12 protein-coding genes are annotated in these 16,958 nt (G+C 57.3%); all 12 read right to left on the bottom strand.

The window, feature by feature from the left end:
* Positions 1-124: 124 nt before the first annotated feature.
* The 12 genes from P3C39_RS31470 to P3C39_RS31415 all read right to left on the bottom strand — a co-directional run bounded on the left by P3C39_RS31470 (position 125) and on the right by P3C39_RS31415 (position 16,811).
* Entirely contained in the window at positions 125-1,648 is a 1,524-nt protein-coding gene (locus P3C39_RS31470) for a fumarate hydratase (protein WP_127862797.1), read from the bottom strand.
* Positions 1,649-1,675: 27 nt separating this feature from the next.
* The gene (locus P3C39_RS31465; protein ID WP_275954947.1) at positions 1,676-3,109 is read right to left on the bottom strand and encodes an NAD-dependent succinate-semialdehyde dehydrogenase; all 1,434 of its coding nucleotides are present in this window, start codon (positions 3,107-3,109) and stop codon (positions 1,676-1,678) included.
* A 194-nt stretch (positions 3,110-3,303) separates the two neighbouring features.
* Entirely contained in the window at positions 3,304-4,230 is a 927-nt protein-coding gene (locus tag P3C39_RS31460) for a LysR family transcriptional regulator (protein WP_127808946.1), read from the bottom strand.
* A gap of 85 nt (positions 4,231-4,315) precedes the next feature.
* On the bottom strand, positions 4,316-5,260 hold the full coding sequence (locus P3C39_RS31455; protein ID WP_245481855.1) for a CoA ester lyase: 945 nt from the start codon (positions 5,258-5,260) through the stop codon (positions 4,316-4,318).
* Positions 5,261-5,393: 133 nt separating this feature from the next.
* Positions 5,394-6,545: a CaiB/BaiF CoA-transferase family protein gene (locus P3C39_RS31450; RefSeq protein WP_275954948.1), complete on the bottom strand. Its 1,152-nt coding sequence runs from the start codon at positions 6,543-6,545 to the stop codon at positions 5,394-5,396.
* Positions 6,546-6,559: 14 nt separating this feature from the next.
* The gene (locus tag P3C39_RS31445) at positions 6,560-7,813 is read right to left on the bottom strand and encodes a methylaspartate ammonia-lyase (RefSeq protein WP_127811318.1); all 1,254 of its coding nucleotides are present in this window, start codon (positions 7,811-7,813) and stop codon (positions 6,560-6,562) included.
* A 1,004-nt stretch (positions 7,814-8,817) separates the two neighbouring features.
* On the bottom strand, positions 8,818-9,981 hold the full coding sequence (locus P3C39_RS31440) for a Xaa-Pro peptidase family protein (RefSeq protein WP_127383227.1): 1,164 nt from the start codon (positions 9,979-9,981) through the stop codon (positions 8,818-8,820).
* Positions 9,982-10,212: 231 nt separating this feature from the next.
* Positions 10,213-10,920: a hypothetical protein gene (locus P3C39_RS31435; protein WP_164781870.1), complete on the bottom strand. Its 708-nt coding sequence runs from the start codon at positions 10,918-10,920 to the stop codon at positions 10,213-10,215.
* Positions 10,921-11,443: 523 nt separating this feature from the next.
* Positions 11,444-13,222, bottom strand: coding sequence for an ABC transporter permease subunit (locus P3C39_RS31430; RefSeq protein WP_127808943.1), 1,779 nt, complete (start codon positions 13,220-13,222; stop codon positions 11,444-11,446).
* Between the two features lie 18 nt (positions 13,223-13,240).
* Positions 13,241-14,338, bottom strand: coding sequence for an ABC transporter ATP-binding protein (locus P3C39_RS31425; RefSeq protein WP_127383226.1), 1,098 nt, complete (start codon positions 14,336-14,338; stop codon positions 13,241-13,243).
* Positions 14,339-14,474: 136 nt separating this feature from the next.
* Complete coding sequence (locus tag P3C39_RS31420) at positions 14,475-15,575, bottom strand: ABC transporter substrate-binding protein (RefSeq protein WP_127383225.1); 1,101 nt, start codon at positions 15,573-15,575, stop codon at positions 14,475-14,477.
* A 72-nt stretch (positions 15,576-15,647) separates the two neighbouring features.
* Entirely contained in the window at positions 15,648-16,811 is a 1,164-nt protein-coding gene (locus P3C39_RS31415; protein ID WP_127808941.1) for a M20 aminoacylase family protein, read from the bottom strand.
* Between the last annotated feature and the right edge of the window lie 147 nt (positions 16,812-16,958).

Raw genomic sequence — 16,958 nt, 5'->3', positions numbered from 1 at the left:
GGTGAATTGAAGGCCTTGCTTGGCCGGCTCGCGGAGGCGCAGGGCACCGCAAATGCCCCTCGTCTTATGGCTTGCCCGATAATTTGGCGCTCGGGTCTGGCCGAAATCGCCCAACCGGAAAGACTCAAACACCGATGTTGCGTGCGATGCTGTCGGCCGCCATACGCTTACGCCACTCAAGAGGCCCGGAATTGTGAATGGAGTTTCCCTCAACATCGACAGCCATGACGACGGGCATGTCCTGCACATCGAATTCATAGATGGCTTCCATGCCCAGGTCTTCAAAGGCGACAATCCGCGCCGCCTTAATCGACTTTGAAATCAGGTACGCAGCGCCACCCACTGCAGCAAGGTATGGCGTTCTGTGTCTTACAATCGACGCGATGGCCGCCGGTCCCCTCTCCGCTTTGCCCACCATCGCGAAAAGGCCGGTTTCGGCGAGCACCTTGTCCGTAAAATCGTCCAAGCGGCTGGAGGTTGTTGGACCGGCGGGTCCAACGACTTCATTCCTCACTGCCCGGACGGGACCGACGTAGTAGATCACGCGGCCCCTCAGATCGACTGGGAGCGGCTTGCCGGCATCAATCAGTTCGACCATTCGTTTGTGGGCAGCGTCACGGCCCGTCAGCATCTTTCCAGAAAGCAGGAGCGTTTCACCGCAGCGCCACGATGCCGTCTCTTCCTTCGTAAGCGTATCTAAATTCACCCGCCGGACGCCGGCTGGGTTCAATTCGTCGGCTCCGATGTCGGGCCATTCGCGCAAATCGGGCGGCTGGAGGCTGATGGGTCCAGAGCCGTCCAAAGTAAACTTCAGGTGCCGGTTGGCGGCGCATTGCGGGATGAGCGCCACAGGCTTGGACGCTGCATGAGTAGGATAGGTCGCAACCTTGACGTCAACGACTGTCGTCAGACCACCAAGGCCTTGGGCGCCGATACCAAGCGCGTTGATCCGCTCATAAAGCTCAATCCGCAGCCCCTCTTCTGCGCTTGACGCCCCCCTTGCGATCAGTTCCGCCATATCTATGGGCTCGTTCATGGCCTCCTTGGCCAGCAGCATCGCCTTTTCAGCGCTACCACCGATGCCGACAGAGATCAGTCCAGGTGGACACCACCCGCTGCCAAGGGTCGAAACGGTATTCACCACCCAGTCGGAAACGGAGGCGCTGGGATTGAGAGTGGTAAAACGTGCCTTGTTCTCCGACCCGCCGCCTTTCGCGGCGATGGTGATCTCAATCTGGTTACCTTGCACCAGGTCGACATGGACAACTGCCGGTGTGTTGTCGCGGGTGTTGACCCGTCTAGCGAGGGGATCCGCAACGATCGATCCCCGAAGGGGATTGTCCGGATCGAGATAGGCTTGACGTACGCCCTCATTCACAAGATCCGCGAAACTGGCTGTTGACTTAATGCGGGCATCCATGCCGACCTTTGCGAAGACAACCACAAGTCCGGTGTCCTGACAAATCGGGCGCCGCCCAAAGGCCGCCATGCGGGAGTTCAGCAGAATCTGACCTATGGCATTCTTCGCCGACGGGCTCTGTTCTCGCGTGTATGCGTGAGAAAGAGACCGGATATAATCTGGAGGATGATAGTACGAGATGTACTGAAGGGCGTCGGCGACGCTCCTTGTGATGTCGCTACCGGCCATGGTCCGTGTTCTGTTTCCCACCGGATTTTATCCAAATGAACCGAGGCCATTGACCATTTTCAGAATCTGGAAGCTTCGCACCCCCTGCTCGCCGCCTTCATATCCATAGCCGCTTTGCTTGACCCCTCCATAAGGGGCATCAGCGGAAACCCCTTTCAGGTAATTCACACTAACAGCGCCCGCAGAAAGACCGCCCACAAGCCTCTGTTGCGTATCGGCCGCGCCAGTAAACAAGTAGGCGGCCAGACCGTACTCCGTGGCGTTGGCTTCATCGATCGCCTCTTCGATCGTATCGAAAGGAGCCATGGTGAGAATTGGTCCGAACGGCTCTTCATGAAGCACTCTCGCTTCCTTCGGTACGCCAGTCAGGATGGTTGGCGGCCAGTAAAACCCCGGTCGGTCAAGGGGGATGCCACCGGTCTCGATTTGGGCGCCGCCCTCTACCGCATCTTTGGTCAGGCGTTGCATGGCCTCGATTCGCCGCGCGTTTGCCATGGGACCCATCTGCGTTGCAGGGTCATCCGGTGGACCGATCCTGATTTTTCGGACCGCCTCCGTCATCCGGAACAGGAATTCCTCATAGCGGGATCGGGCGACAAGAATCCTGCTGGGCGCATTACAACTCTGGCCCGCGCACTCGAATTTGTATTCCGAAATAGCCGGTATCGCCGTTGCCAGGTCGGCATCTTCGCACACAATAACCGGGGAATGTCCACCGAGCTCAAGGATGCAGCGCTGCAGATTATTCGCGGCCAGTGTGGCCAGCTGTTTCCCAACAGCGGTCGACCCCGTGAACGTCAAGACTTTGACAATTGGCGAACTGAGCAGATGCCGTGATATATGCACAGGAACACCGAACACCAGGTTGACCACGCCTTCCGGTATCCCTGCTTGACGCAAAGATTCCACGATATGGACAGCCACGCTTGGCGTCTCTTCGGCCCCTTTGAGGATCACCGGGCAGCCTGCCGCCAGCGCGGGGCCGAGCTTGCGGGCGATGAGAACGGCTGGATAGTTCCACGGCGTAAAGGCAGCGACGACACCGAGGGCCTCCGGGACGATCATCCTGTTCGGACCCAACGGAATCGGGGTCGACAACTCATCGGCATGCCGTCCATTCCATTCCAGCGTTTCGACTGCGCGCGCGTACTCTCCTGTTGCTTCGGCAATCGTCTTTCCCTGTTCGGACGACAGGTCCCTGGCTGCGGCGCCAGCTTTCTCTGCCAGAATGCTGGCGGCAGAGACGAGTATCTCGCCACGCTCTTTGGCGGGTCGTGAGGACCACGCCTTGCGGCTGCGTTCTGCCGAAGCAAGAGCTTCATCCAAGTCTGAAACCGTAGCCGAGGCCACTGAGGCAAATACCTTCTCCGTCGCCGGGTTGATCACCGGCAAAGTGGTTCGGCTACCACCGGCTCGCCATTTGCCATTAATGAAGAGCTCGTAACTCTTGGCGTCGGACATCGCGGGCTCCACTTGACTGAATTCTTGCATACGAGCGCAGTTTCGATATCGAAACTGCTGAACTCGCTTGAGCCAGTTTCATCGCGATGGTCGCGGCGGGTCAAATATCGAATATTGCCGAAATCCATCTGGAATCCAGATCGGCTGGTCCTAATGGCCGCAAAAGATCATGCCCAGCTTTACAGGTTAGTTTGTCAGGTCGCCTCAGGCGCCACCGCCGCCCAGTCCCGGATTTCAATCAATTTTCTGGCGACCTTCGGAATGAGCTTGCGGACCGCAGAAACGGCCGCAGAACGCTCATCTTTGGGATTTACAGCGAGCACCACGGACCGAGTAATCACCGGATCGACGATCTTGACAGTCCGGACCAGCCCTTGGGAGGCTTCTTTCTGAACCGCAGACGGGGCGAGAATAGAATGCGCTTTTCCCTCTACGACCATGTTGATGATCGTTGAGAGGGAGTCCACTTCAAACCTGACGTCCAGCGCGCAACCGTGTTGTGCAACGACATCAGCCACCGAACGCCTGACATTGTTGTTGCGCATGGGAACCGCCAGGGGGAATGCATGCAGGTCGGCCAGAGATATCGCATCTTCAAACGGTGGCTCGCCGGACGGAACTACCAGACAAAGGTCTTCGCGCGCTAGCACCGTCATTCGCCCCACACTGTCTGCTGTGCGGTACAGAACCGCCAGATTGAAGCGTCCAGCCGCCATCCATTCCTCTAGCGGTCCCGTCATACCCTCGACCATCTTGAGGGACACCTTGGGCAGTTCGTGTCTCACCGCCTCAAGCAGCGGACCGCTCAGGACGCGAGCAGCTCCAGACGGAATGCCAATAGTCACCTCCCCGGCAGGGGAAGCGGCTGTGTTGGTCAATTCCACCTCGGTAAGTCGAATTTCTTTGAGAATTGCCCGCGCCCGCTCGAGCAGTTTGGCTCCTGACGCCGTCACGCTCACGCCGGTCCTGTCGCGTATCAGCAGCTGAGTGCCGAAGCCTTCCTCCAATTGGCGCACATGCAGACTCAGCGCACTCTGGGCGACATTCAGAAAGCCAGCGGCCTTGGTGAAACTGCCTGCTTCGACCACGCCAACGAAGTATCTTAACTGCCTAATTTCCACGGGTACTCTTCCGAGGGCGAACTCCAATTTATGTAATCTATCTCGAAATGCGATGGCGCGACAGCAATAATTGTGCCAGGGCGCACTAAGTCTGCTCTAAACCAGCCGCAGAAGGCTCAAACACCCAAGTCGGTTCCGGACCCCAGGCGGTAATTTCTTGGGCCCTTCGGATCACCGGTGGATCGATCATCTTTCCATCCAAGGCGAAAGCGCCTCGGCCCTGCCCTGCCGCATCTTTTTCCGCCGCGAGAACACGACGGGCCCACTCGATCTCCTGTGCGCTCGGCGAGAAGGCCTCATTGAAGATGGCCACTTGTGCCGGGTGGATCGCCAAAGCTCCGGCAAAGCCAAGCCGCCGCGCATGCGCCGCGGTTTCACGAAGTCTATGGGTGTCTGAGAACTCGCCAACGCTTCCAATAAAGCCCAAAGGGAGCAATCCGGCCGCGCGGGCAGCGAACAGCACGGCAAGGTTCGGGGCCAGGAGCAGATCAAATTCCGGGGCACCGCCGACAGCGGCACTGAAGTCTTCAGGACCAAGCGCCATTGCGACCATCCTTGGATGCGCCGACGCAATGGCGGCAAGCCTTTGCAAGGCGCCCGGAGTCTCGATTTGAGCGAGGAACCGGATGCGTCCCGGCGCAAGACTTCTTTCCCGTTCAAGTTCTGAAACTGCATTCGCGATCTGTAATACCCACTCTGCCGAATCCGTCTTCGGAAGAACAAGCGCGTCAACACCCGCTATCACTGCTGCATCAAGATCCGCCGCCAAAGCGCGCAAACCATGATTAACGCGGACCAAAACAGATGCCCCTTTCCGGCCCACCTTTGCCACGCATTCAGGAAGCTGCCGCCGTGCCTCTCCTTTCTGATCCAGGGGAACGGAATCCTCGAGGTCCAGTATGACGCCATCCGCACCCCGCTCATGGGCCGTCTCCACAAAGCGCGGTACGTGAGTGGGTACGAAGAGCAGGGATCTCCAGCGAGGTACAGACATCGCGCTTTCAACGGCTGGAAAAGTGTCCTTGATCACGGAGTCGCCTCTGCAATCAATCGTAGCGAGCATGACGGCAGTGGGCTTGCTGGATGGCCGACGCGTTGAGATGATCCGAGGTACACAGACTTTTCGCAAACCGCGAGCGCACTCACCTTACTCAGGCGCGCGCTCACGCTGACGCGGCTCTTTCGCGCAAAAGCCCCAGAACCTCCTCGCGGACAGCCTCGGTATGAGCGCCAAGAGCCGGAACTGGTCGCAGCGAGGGGTGCTGCGAATCGAAAATTGCCGCCGGCGCTATCGTTTTGACGGTTCCTTCGGGTGTTCCAACCTCGACCCTGCGAATATGAGGATGCCTTGATACATCCACCACTTCGTTCAGTCGGCCATATGCAAGGCCGGCCGCCTCAAGCTCCTGCATCGCTTGGTGGCAGGATAGTTCGGAAAACCGGCGGTCAATGATCTCATCAAGCTGCGCACGGTGACTGAGACGCTCCATATTATCAGCAAAACCAGATGCGCGTGTAAGCCCAGGCTGCTTAAGAAACTTCTCGCAAAAATTCACCCATTCGCGGTCGTTCTGAACTGAAAAGATGACCTCTTTGCCATCGGCACAACGGTAGGCGCCATACGGCGCAAGCGATGGGTGTTTCACGCCGGCGCGTAACGTATGGTAGCCGCTGTAGTCGTTTTGCAAAACAGGAACATTCATCCAGTCGGCGACGGCATCGAACAGTGACACTTGGATGCTGGTGCCTTCACCGGTGACCTCGCGGTGATACAGCGCCTGAAGAATGGCGCTATGTGCTGTCATGCCGGCCGAAATGTCGCAAACCGAGACCCCAACACGCGCGGGTCCTTGTTGGTTGCCGGTGATCGCACACAGACCAGTTTCGGCCTGGACGATGAGATCATAAGCCTTCAAGTGGGAATACGGCCCCTGCTCCCCGAAACCAGAGATATCGCAGGTGATCAGCCGCGGAAAACGTCGACGCAGATCCGCAGACCCGAAACCCAATTTTTCGATACTGCCCGGCTTTAGATTTTGGATCAAAACGTCGGCACCGGCAATGAGCGTGTCCAGAACGGCGCGGTCCGCCTCAGATCTCAAGTCCAGACAGACCGACTCCTTACCCCGGTTGAGCCAGACGAAGTAAGCGCTCTGACCCCGCACCAACTTGTCGTAATTTCTGGCAAAATCCCCTTCGGGCCTCTCGATCTTGATCACCCGGGCGCCGGCATCAGCAAGGCGAGACGAAGCGTAAGGCGCAGCAACCGCCTGCTCCACGGCAACGACGGTGATCCCCTCAAGAGACTTCTGCATGCGACACCGTGTTTTCATCCAACGTTTTCGTTTTGAATTCGACGACGGTTCAGCATAGCCAGCAACCGATTTTGTTCGTTCCCAACTATTGAGAATGCCTCGTCGACACCCATTCCAGGCTTCGCAAGCATCATGTCTGCCTGGGTCGCCACCGATATGTGGACAGAAGCTTGGGCAGAGAGATCTGTCTCGGTACAGCTTCCTCCAACGTACGCGCCTACCTTGTTCTCCTTGCACAGGAGCACGGCATGTGCCGTGTCAGCCAATGAGCCAACATCGGGCGTCTTGATTTGAATGAGATGCGCGGCTCTCGCTTCGGCAAAGAGCCGAATATCCTCAAGCGTGTTGCACCTCTCATCGACGACAATTCGAGCACTGGAACCTCGGCTGTCCAAAATGGATACGATCTCGGCGTAGTTCTCAATTTGAGCTTGCGTCGAACCAAAGTCCGCCGGGGACTCGATGTTGATCGTAAAACCCGGAACGGTATCGACAACCCTGCAGATAAAATCGGCGACCCGTTGCGGTTCCAGGCCGATTTCTTGACCGATCCAGCCATAGACATCGAAATGCAGCACGGGATTATACCCGGGACGGCCGATCTCGCGCGTACGCTTCGCGACCCACTTCACGAACTCCATGAAGGTCTGACCGTCTACGCCGAATTTCTGCCGAGAGTTGATCAGGCCGTGGGGAAGCACATCCACACCCTTCAGAATCATCTTGTCGACGTTAATTTCACGAGCGTCACCGCTCTGGCAATAAATCGGTACCCGGCATGTCGGCAGCTCCAGACCAAACTCCGCGCATATGATCTCCGCCATCGTCTTGCGCTGAAGATGGGCGGCTGCGCGAAGAAGAGCTTGGCTCACGCCATACTCAACAGCCACAGGTAACCGCTGATGTTCGACTGGTTCAAAAACCTTTGTGCAAGAATCACGAAAATGAGAGGCATCGACATCAACAAGCCGCGGAGCGACAACGCGTGACGTTAATGATGAGATTTGCTTAGTGTCGAACAGAGGATCGCGTCCACCCGCACCAGAGTACTGGACGTTCATCATATCGCCCCAAACGACGACGTCGTCGGTAAGGACAAGCCCGACGCTGAGCGAAGATGCTGGAACGCGAATCGACTTGAACCCAGGCGTTGTCGGTGCGCCGACATAGATAAAGCCGTCCTGGGTTGCGCCGGACCTAATGGCCTCCTGATCGTCGTAGAAAAATGCGCCGTTGCCAGGCGCGAGCAGGACATCTTTGATCTGCACTTCGTTTCGCTCGATTTGTTCGTGTCCAACTATGCGCCACTTCGTATTAATTTCGCCAATATAAAGTCCGAGGTGGTGCCATCGCGTTTTCAGATGGCCGGCGATTTTCCCCGAGCAGGTTGACGGTAAGAGCTGTGACGGCAAGGCAGATACCGGGGCGAAGACTAACCACGGGCGATAGAGAGATACAGGCGGGAACTTGAGATCATGTCGCCCAGCTCGAATCTCGGACTGAACGCCTATGGCCAGAAAGCCAAGAAAGAACTCTGTCAGAATGGCATCAGCTCCGGCACTGGCGTCCCTGGACCGGTGGAATAGTGATCGCATGACATGCCGCCACACAGCTTCGGCAGGCGCGCATCGCCGCAGAGCACGGTCTCCAGGTAGGGATGTTCCCGAACACTTAGATCAGTGAACGAACCAGTCGCGCGACAACAGGGACCTCGGGGATCGTCTGGCGAGAACGAGGCGCCGCGCGTCAGAGAACAAGGAAACAAGCGCGCGGCCCGCAGCATCGTCGGGATAGACCTCAGACGGTCAGGCCCGCATGATGATATTATTGAAGAAGCGGAGTAGTGATGTAGCAGCGACTATACCGATCATAAGCCCGCCCGGAGCCGCTCCACCAGCCGTCGGTCCATTAATCCTGCAGCGGAAGTCGACAGGTTGCGCCGCCATGATCCATGCCGGCCTCGACCACAACTCGGCCGCCGCCAGTCGGTCCCGAGGCGTGGTCTGACGCCTGGCTTCTGCCCGCACGAACCCTCAGCATCGGCGGCGATCTTGGCCGGGTAAAACATGGCCGTTGCACCGGCCGCGTCATTCGCAGCGCAGGCCACGACGCCGGGTCAGCCCAGCCTTTCGCCGCAATACGGTCAGCAGACCCGATTCACCCCGTGTGGCGGCGCAACATCCGACACATTCGCTCCCGGCGCGGCGCTATTGCCAAAATGCGGGTGTTCTCCTCGGCTTGGACCACTTGCGATACGCAAAGCTCCGCGCTTTTATGCACAATAGAGCGTGTGAGGTGTCCGGCTGAGTATTTCCGCGCCTCGCTCTGTCACAAGGACGTGCTCGCTGGTTCCAATCAGGTAACCACTTTCTCCGCACAGGATGATTGGCATATGCAAGGTCATGTTTGGCTCAAGCACGTCCGTCGCACCGGGCTCAAGGCTGATGTTACCGCGCTCCACCCATCTGATGCCGGTTTGGTAGCCGACCCGGTGGTTAAGAAACTCAGGACGCCCATGTCGCGTGAGCACCTCTCGTCCAGCGGAATCAACTTCACCAGCGGTCGCACCCGGCTTAATCGCAGAAATAACCGCCTCCAGAACTTCGATTGAAAGGTTGTGGAGGAGTTCAGTCTCGGCATGCCGACCAAGTACGGCGCTCCTGACCAGCCCGCATGCGTAACCCTTTTCCACGCCACCAATTTCGATAAATGCGGGCTCATTGTTTCTGATGGGATGCTGCTTGGGGGTCCCGTGCGAAAGCTTCGTCCGCTCGCCGAACAACAGGGTTGAGGAAGTCGCCTGTACTACGCCTCCGGCCTTCTGGACGTCGCGATCAATGTTCGCAGCCACTTCCACTTCCGTTGTGCCTTCCCGCAAAGAACGCTGGAACGATCGAACGGCCACGTCAGTCATTTCCATAGCGAAGCGCATCACTTCAAGTTCCATCTCCGTCTTTACAGCTGCCACCGTAGCTACCAGACGAGTCGCATCAGCGAATTTCATATCCGGAAGTTGCGCCTGAAGCGCACCTACGTCCGCTGGCGCAAGATTCCAGCAGCCGAGCTCAAGGCCAATTGTGCGCCCCGTCAAGCCATATCGCCGAATAGCATCCGCGCACACCGGGGCAAAATCAAACTGCTCCCTGTAGGGGAGTATTTCCTGGACGCAGCTACCTGGACGGACGCTACCCAATTCATACTCTCGGACGACGAAGGTCGGCTTTTGTCCCGGTACGAGGATTAATGGGAACGGCATGAAATACGCGCCGAGCCCGTCATATCCGCTCAGATACTGAAGGTGGCCGTGAGCGGTTACCAAGAGGGCGTCGAGGTTGGCTCGCTCCATCGCCTCGAACACTTTTAGCTGACGTCGTTCATACTCGGTTTTTGGGAATGGAAGAGCCGTCAGCGGAACTGCTGAAAATGCAGTGGTCATAGGTCACCCCAATTGCTTGCCTATCGTTTAGAAAGCGCGACATTCCGCTAACCGCATTCGGCGACAAGCGAATGCGCGACCGATTTATGTCTTCGACTTATCGGACATTCACCCGGAACAGCGGCATCCGTCAAATGCGGTTTCTATATTGTAGTCATCTGGCCACGCGATGGACATCCAGGATTACATTCTGGAAAGCTTCGACCAGGCAATGCCACCGACGAACGCGGGCTAGACAACGGACGCAAGGGTCAGCCGGCCGAGGTCCGTAATATCAAAAATGGGTAACCCTGTACGACGCCGGAGTGCGTTTTTGACATAGGGGAACCCGGTGCATTCGAACAGCAGCATCCCGATTTCAGGATGCTCAGCGCGGAGTTGCGCGACGCAAGCGAAGACCTCGCACTCGATCTGATCGATCTTGGTATCGACCGGAGGACGCATCAATGCGTTGCGGAGAAATTCGCCGCCTTCGACGCCGCCGATAACCACTCTCGCTCGATCAGTCGGATTGTCCACGCTGAGCAGATCTTCACCGAAGTGTCTTGAGTCAGCAGTCACAACGGCAAGCTTACGAGCAGGCGACAACTGTCGCAGCAACGTGGGAACCAGAAGCAGGCTGGACATTGCTACTGGAATATCGACGGCAGCTGCGACCGCTGCTTGATGCCGGATGAAAAAACCGCAGTCAGAAGAAATCACGGCTGCGCCTCGTTCAACCAAGCGCCGAGCGGCTGCCACGCAGGCGCCTTCGAGCGACGGGTCACCACGAATAACTTTATCCGGCCATGCCCCCCTCACGATTTCTTTAACGATTGGGCCGTCAGTCGTGGGGGTCCACAGGCAGGTAAGCTCCGAAACTTCCGGCGGTTTATTGGCTGACAGGCCTTCATCAAGCTGAAGGATTCCAACAGCACGGCTGCTCTTTTGAAACGTCATGGATGGCACTCCAGAGAAGGGACTAAGGGTAATCGCGTCCAAGCTGCCGAATTCCCTAAATCCAGGTTTTTGACTGGCGCTGCCGCCAGTCGGATAAATCTCTTCCTCCCGCGGGGCGTGATTTGCGCCATGGTTCTTAACCAATCTTCAACCGCGAGCTTGATGCCGCTCCTCTTTACAGGCTTCAGTCACGGAATCGCGTTCGAGCCACGGCTTCCCATTCTCCCTAAAGAGCACAGCCCGGCGCTGCTGACCTCGCTGGCGTTCGTGAAGGCACCGCTGGCGCAAAGACTTTGGAACGCGAACCTCCTCGTCGATGCCGTGGGGCTTCAGGCGCAGGTAAAGTTTTTCGAAACTGCGCGTCCGCTAGCCTTGCCAGGGGGCCGACAAAAGGGCCGGAGCGATAAGGCCAGTCAGCTGCAGGAATTCTGGTGTTCAAAGCCAATACGACAATTGCACCTCGTCTGCCATTTGGGCCAGAACGGTTTGTTCGGGTCAAGGTAAACATCTCCGACTTCAGCCTTCAAGTCGCTCGTTCCGAGAGCGTGCGCAGAACTCTCGGACCGGACCGCCAACCCGCGGCGTAGAAAACGAATAGACAGAACACAGGCAGAGCCATCAGTAGCGCTGCCACCGCGGCAATTGTCGGATCGACCTGGTGCCGAACATCCTCCCACATCTTCAAAGGTAAGGTTCGGATCGTCGGTCCGGCTATCAGCGATGTTATGACAAGTTCATCGAACGAGGCGAGAAACGCGAATATAGCGCCACCGATGATACCCGGTCGGATCAAAGGCAGCGTCACACGCATGAAGGTGCGTAGCGGTCCCGCACGCATGCTCTTAGCCGCCTGCTCGAGCCGAGGATCGAAATTCACTAACGCAGCGGAAACGATCACAACGACATAGCAGATACCACCAATGGTGTGCGCCAAGACGATGCCGGTTATCGAGTTGAGTAGCCCAAGTTTGATCAGCCCGAAATAGATCGATATGCCGACGGCGATAACCGGAATGGTGATCGGTGTCAGGATCATCATGGTCAGGAAGCTGCGCACCCGCGGAAGCATGGCGTTAAGGCCATAGGCCGCAAGCGTGCCGGCGATTGTCGACACTGTGGCAACCACCAAGGCGATTTGAATGCTTGTCCAAGCGGCGTTGTACCAGGACGGATCGTTGAAGAAGGAGCGGTACCACTGGAGGGAAAAGCCCGACGGCGGGAATTCCAAAAATTTCCCCGCGCTGAAGGACATAATAACGACGAGAAGTTCCGGGAATAGCAGGTAGAACATTACTAGCACGAGGAACACCGTGCCGACGATCTTCGACCAGCGGCTATCACCGCCGGCCTGGTAGAGTCGTGCCGTCCATCGCTTTGCCCGACGCGGGGCGAGAAACTGGCTAAGACAGCGTTTCGGCGCGCCCAAAGAAGGCGAAAGACTCAGCCAGAACCTCCGCGGCCGCTGCGTCGTTGGGTCCTGCGCACGCGAAAGATCAAGCCCAACAACGGATACCACGACAACGCCAACGGCTAGAAGGATAAACGCCGAGGCCGCGACGCGCCCCATATCAAAGGAGGTCTGGACCTGCGACGCGATGAAGGTCGACAGCATGGCGTCTCTCAACCCGCCCAGGGCGGCCGGCGTGATGTAGAAACCGAGGCAGATCACAAAAACCAGCAGGGAGCCGCTGCGCACGCCCGGCATGCTGAGCGGAAAAAAGACGCGCCAGAAGGCGGTAAAAGGCCGTGCGCCCATACTCCGGGCTGCCGCCATCAGTGACTTGTCGATACCCATCATGACGCTGACCAGAGGCAGGATCATCATAGGCAGCATGATGTGCACCATGCCGACATAGACGGCGGCGCGGTTATAGATGAGTGGCAGCGGACTTGATATAAGCCCGATGTCGAGCAACAGATTGTTGATGAGGCCGCGATCGCCAAGAATTACGATCCATGCATATGTCCGTACCAAACCACTGGTCAGATAGGGGACGATAACGAGCACGATGAGCGACATCCGCACATACCTCGAGGCGACCACGATCATATAGGCCGTGGGATAGCCGACGAGGAGACAGATTGCAGTCGCCACCACACTGATCTCGACGGTCTGAAAGAGCACACGGATATTCGCCGGCTGGCTGAAAAAAGCTTGATAGTTGGCTAGCGAAAGGGCTGGCGCATTGAGGCTAGTCAGGAAAAGCTGGATGGTGGGTATACCGAAGACAACAAGCAGGACGGCAAGGGTAGGCACAGTTAGCACGATGGGCATTCGACCGAGTTTTCGCAACGTCTTCATCGGTGGTCCCTCAGCACATCACGCAGTGACAAAGCGAACGTCTGACCGCAGCCACTCGAGGCGCACTTCGTCGCCAGGTCGGAAGGTCTGCTGTCCTGCGGCGACATGCTCGCGCCCGATGAGCACGGTGCTCCCGACCCGCACATGGTATTTCCGCAACGGCCCGGCAAAAATCATGTCTTCCACGGTGCCGGTTACAGACTGTCTTTGCTCCGCGTCGGTGCGCTTCGGCGCCGTGGGGGCGGCGATGCAGATACGCTCTGGCCGGATCATCGCGACAGTGCCGTTCCGCGGCACCGTGTCGGACTCGATCATGAAACCGGCATCTTCGAGCATGTTAGCCTCGCCCAGAAATTTGGCCACGAAGCGCGACGCAGGCCTGTCGTAGAGGGCTTCCGGCGTGTCGATTTGCTCGATTTGCCCGTCCCGCATGACGACAATTCGGTCCGACAGCGTAAGCGCCTCCTCCTGATCGTGGGTCACACATATGGTGGTCTTGCCGAATTCTTTGTGCAGGCGCTTGATCTCGCCCTGCATCTGTTCGCGAAGGTTCCGATCCAGGGCGCCGAGCGGTTCGTCGAGCAGGAGGACGGGCGGATCGGCAATCAACGCGCGGGCAAGCGCAACGCGCTGCTGCTGACCGCCGCTCAGTTGCGACGGCATGCGGCCGCCAAACTCCTTCAGGCGTACGCGCTCAAGCATGCAGTCTACCCGCACTGCCCTCTCGGCGGCCTTCATGCCCCGCATTTCGAGCGGAAATTCCAAGTTCCGGCGCACGCTCAGATGCGGAAACAACGCATAGCTTTGAAAAACTATGCCTTGGTCACGCCGATAGGAGGGGACTGAGGCGACGGAGTTCCCGGCGATCAGGATGTCGCCTTTCGTGGGCGCCACGAATCCAGCCAGCAGCATCAAAGCTGTGGTCTTGCCCGACCCGCTTGGCCCGAGAATGGTCAAGAACTCATCGCGACGAACTGCAAGTGACAAGTCCTTGACCGCCGCGACCGACCCGTACATCTTGGTAACGCTGCAGAATTCAATCTGTGCAGGAACCCGGTGCGTCCACGCTTCATTCTCCGCAATTGGCAGGCGGGTGCTCTTAAGATGTGACGTCACGATGTGGATTCTCCAGTACGCCTGGGAAGCGGCCGCAATACGTACAGCTTCCAAAAGGGGAGGCGGCGGCATAACGGCTCCGCCTAGAACTCGGTTGTGTAAGTCGACCGATTGGATGCCGCCGCCCATTAGTTGACTACTGGAGGACCCACCCATTCCAACGCTGAATAACCCGGTCCAAGTTTGTCAAGCCGTCTGATCCAGCCTCAGCATACCACTTGGGGTCCAATACAATGCTAGACTTCACGTAGTCAGGATGGCCGGCAAATTTCCTTCCAGCATCTTCCGGCAACAGCTTATAGGCATTTCGATTTGCCGGACCAAAAGGCATAAGTTTGGCGAATGCTGCCTGCCTCTCGGCGCGTGTGATGAACTCGATAAACCTCTGTGCATTCTGCACATTAGCGCTGCCCTTTGGAATTCCCCAACCCTCCCAAGTGATCTTTTGCTGGTTTCGATTAACTTCGAGCGGAGCTCCCTCCTCAATCAGTGTTATCGCGCGGCCATCGTAAGATTCCGCCAAGTCCACAACCTTATCGTGCATCATCTGCTGAACCTCGGACCCCGTCGCCCACCATTTACGAATATGCGGCTTAATCTTGTCAAGGCTAGCAAAAGCACGGTCAATATCTATAGGGTAGATAGTTTCTGCAGGCACACCGTCAGCGAGCAGAGCTTCCTCCAAAGGGACCTCTCCGTTCTGGCCGGATGGCAGCGTCCGAACTCCAGGAAATTTGGTGGTATCCCAGAATTCAGACCACGAAGAAGGGCGCGGTTTGCCCGCCGGAAACTTCTCAGTATTGTAAACCATGCAGTATGCATATACGATCGCCCCGACGCTGTGGGGTGTTCTGGTGAAGTCTAGAATTGCGTCCAGCTCGTCCTTCTTATAGATCGAATAGTCAATTTTCTCTAGGTAGCCCTTCTCAGCAGCTAGAATGTCGAAATTTGGGAACACGGGAACCACATCAACAGAAACGGTATTTGTAGTCACCATTAGCTCAAGCTTGGACGTTTGGATTTGATCGGTGATCGGGTTCACCTTGATTCCCGTCTCGGCTTCGAATGGCTTTACAAAGGCTTCGATACACGCCTTTGCGTAATCTCCGCCATTGAGCGCTACTGTTACTTCGCCCGGCGACGCGGCGGCGGCGCGGCCGAATTTGAAAGACATAGCGCCGGCCGCGATCGCCGATGTGCCCTGAATGAAACGTCTGCGGTTTGTCGAAAGATTCATTGTGGTTCTCCCTCATTGTTCCCGCCACCGGACGGGACGCCTTTTTCTTGCGATCAGCCGTGCGCCGTAGTCTCAAACAGCCAGAGCCGTCTCGACCAGGTTCACCCAATAGGCGATGCCGTATGGCAGTGCTTCGTCGTTGAAATCGTACGCCGGGTGGTGCACGGGAGCGGTCGCGCCGTTTCCCAGGTAAATGTACGCGCCCGGACGTGCCTCAAGCATATAAGCGAAGTCCTCCGACCCCATGCTCGGCTTGATCTTATCGTCAACGGCAGCAAACCCCACAAGACTGCGAGCAGCCTTGACTGCCAGACTCGTCCCCTCAGTGTGGTTCAACATGATGGGTTCAAGCCGCCGATACTTGAACTCAACTTCCGCGCCAAAACTCCGGGCTATGCCTTGCGCACACGCCTCAATCTGGCGCTCTGCCAAATCCCGAAGGGAGGGCAGTAGCGTCCTGACCGTGCCGGCCAATGCAGAATGCTCTGGAATAATGTTGTATGCAGTACCGGCGTTTAACTTGGTAACGGTGATTACGAGGGACTCGGTCGGGTCAGTGTTGCGCGACACTACCGCTTGCAGCCCGACAATAATTTGGGCCGCAATAACAATAGGATCGATAGTTCGATGCGGATAGGCAGCATGACCACCCCTGCCTTTTACTATGATGTCGAACTCATCCAACGCCGCCGACATAGGCCCTTCGCAAATGGCAAACGTCCCGATCTCCATCCCAGGCGAATTGTGCACGCCAAAAACTTGTGAAATGCCGAATCGCTCCATGATCCCTTCCAGGACCATCTTCTGAGCACCGCGTCCATCTTCTTCTGCAGGCTGGAAGATCAGGGCAACTGAGCCTTTGAAGTTGCGTGTACTCGCAAGGTACTTGGCGGCGCCCAACAGCATGGCTGTGTGACCGTCATGGCCGCAGGCATGCATTTTCCCCGGTATGGTCGACGACCAGGGTTTGTTTGAATCTTCCAGAATCGGCAGGGCGTCCATGTCGGCCCTCAGCCCAATCGTCGGCCCGTCTCCGCCTTCGCCCTGAATCAGTGCAACCATACCGGTTTCAGCTATCCCCGTTTCGATATGGTTGATACCGAACGAAGCTAGTTTCTCGCTCACGAACATCGCTGTGTTGTGGAGGTGATAACCGAGCTCAGGGTTCTGGTGCAGGTAGCGGCGCCACTCGGTTGCTTCGCCCTGGAGATCCCGGAAAGCCTCAACGCTTTGCATCTGTTGTTCCCAACTACGAGTTCTTATGGCAACTTCGCGCCTTATGCAATCGAGCATCATTCACCCGGGCGCCTTCCGTCAAATGCAGTTTGTATATTGTCGTCATCTAGAAGCGAGATGGACGCTAAAAGGACGCTTGGCCGCTCT

Source organism: Mesorhizobium sp. XAP4 (genome assembly GCF_029269325.1).
GTDB classification, from domain to species: Bacteria; Pseudomonadota; Alphaproteobacteria; order Rhizobiales; family Rhizobiaceae; genus Mesorhizobium; species Mesorhizobium ciceri.
The sequence above is the reverse complement of the archived record's forward strand: the minus strand, read 5'-3'. Positions and strand labels throughout refer to the sequence as shown.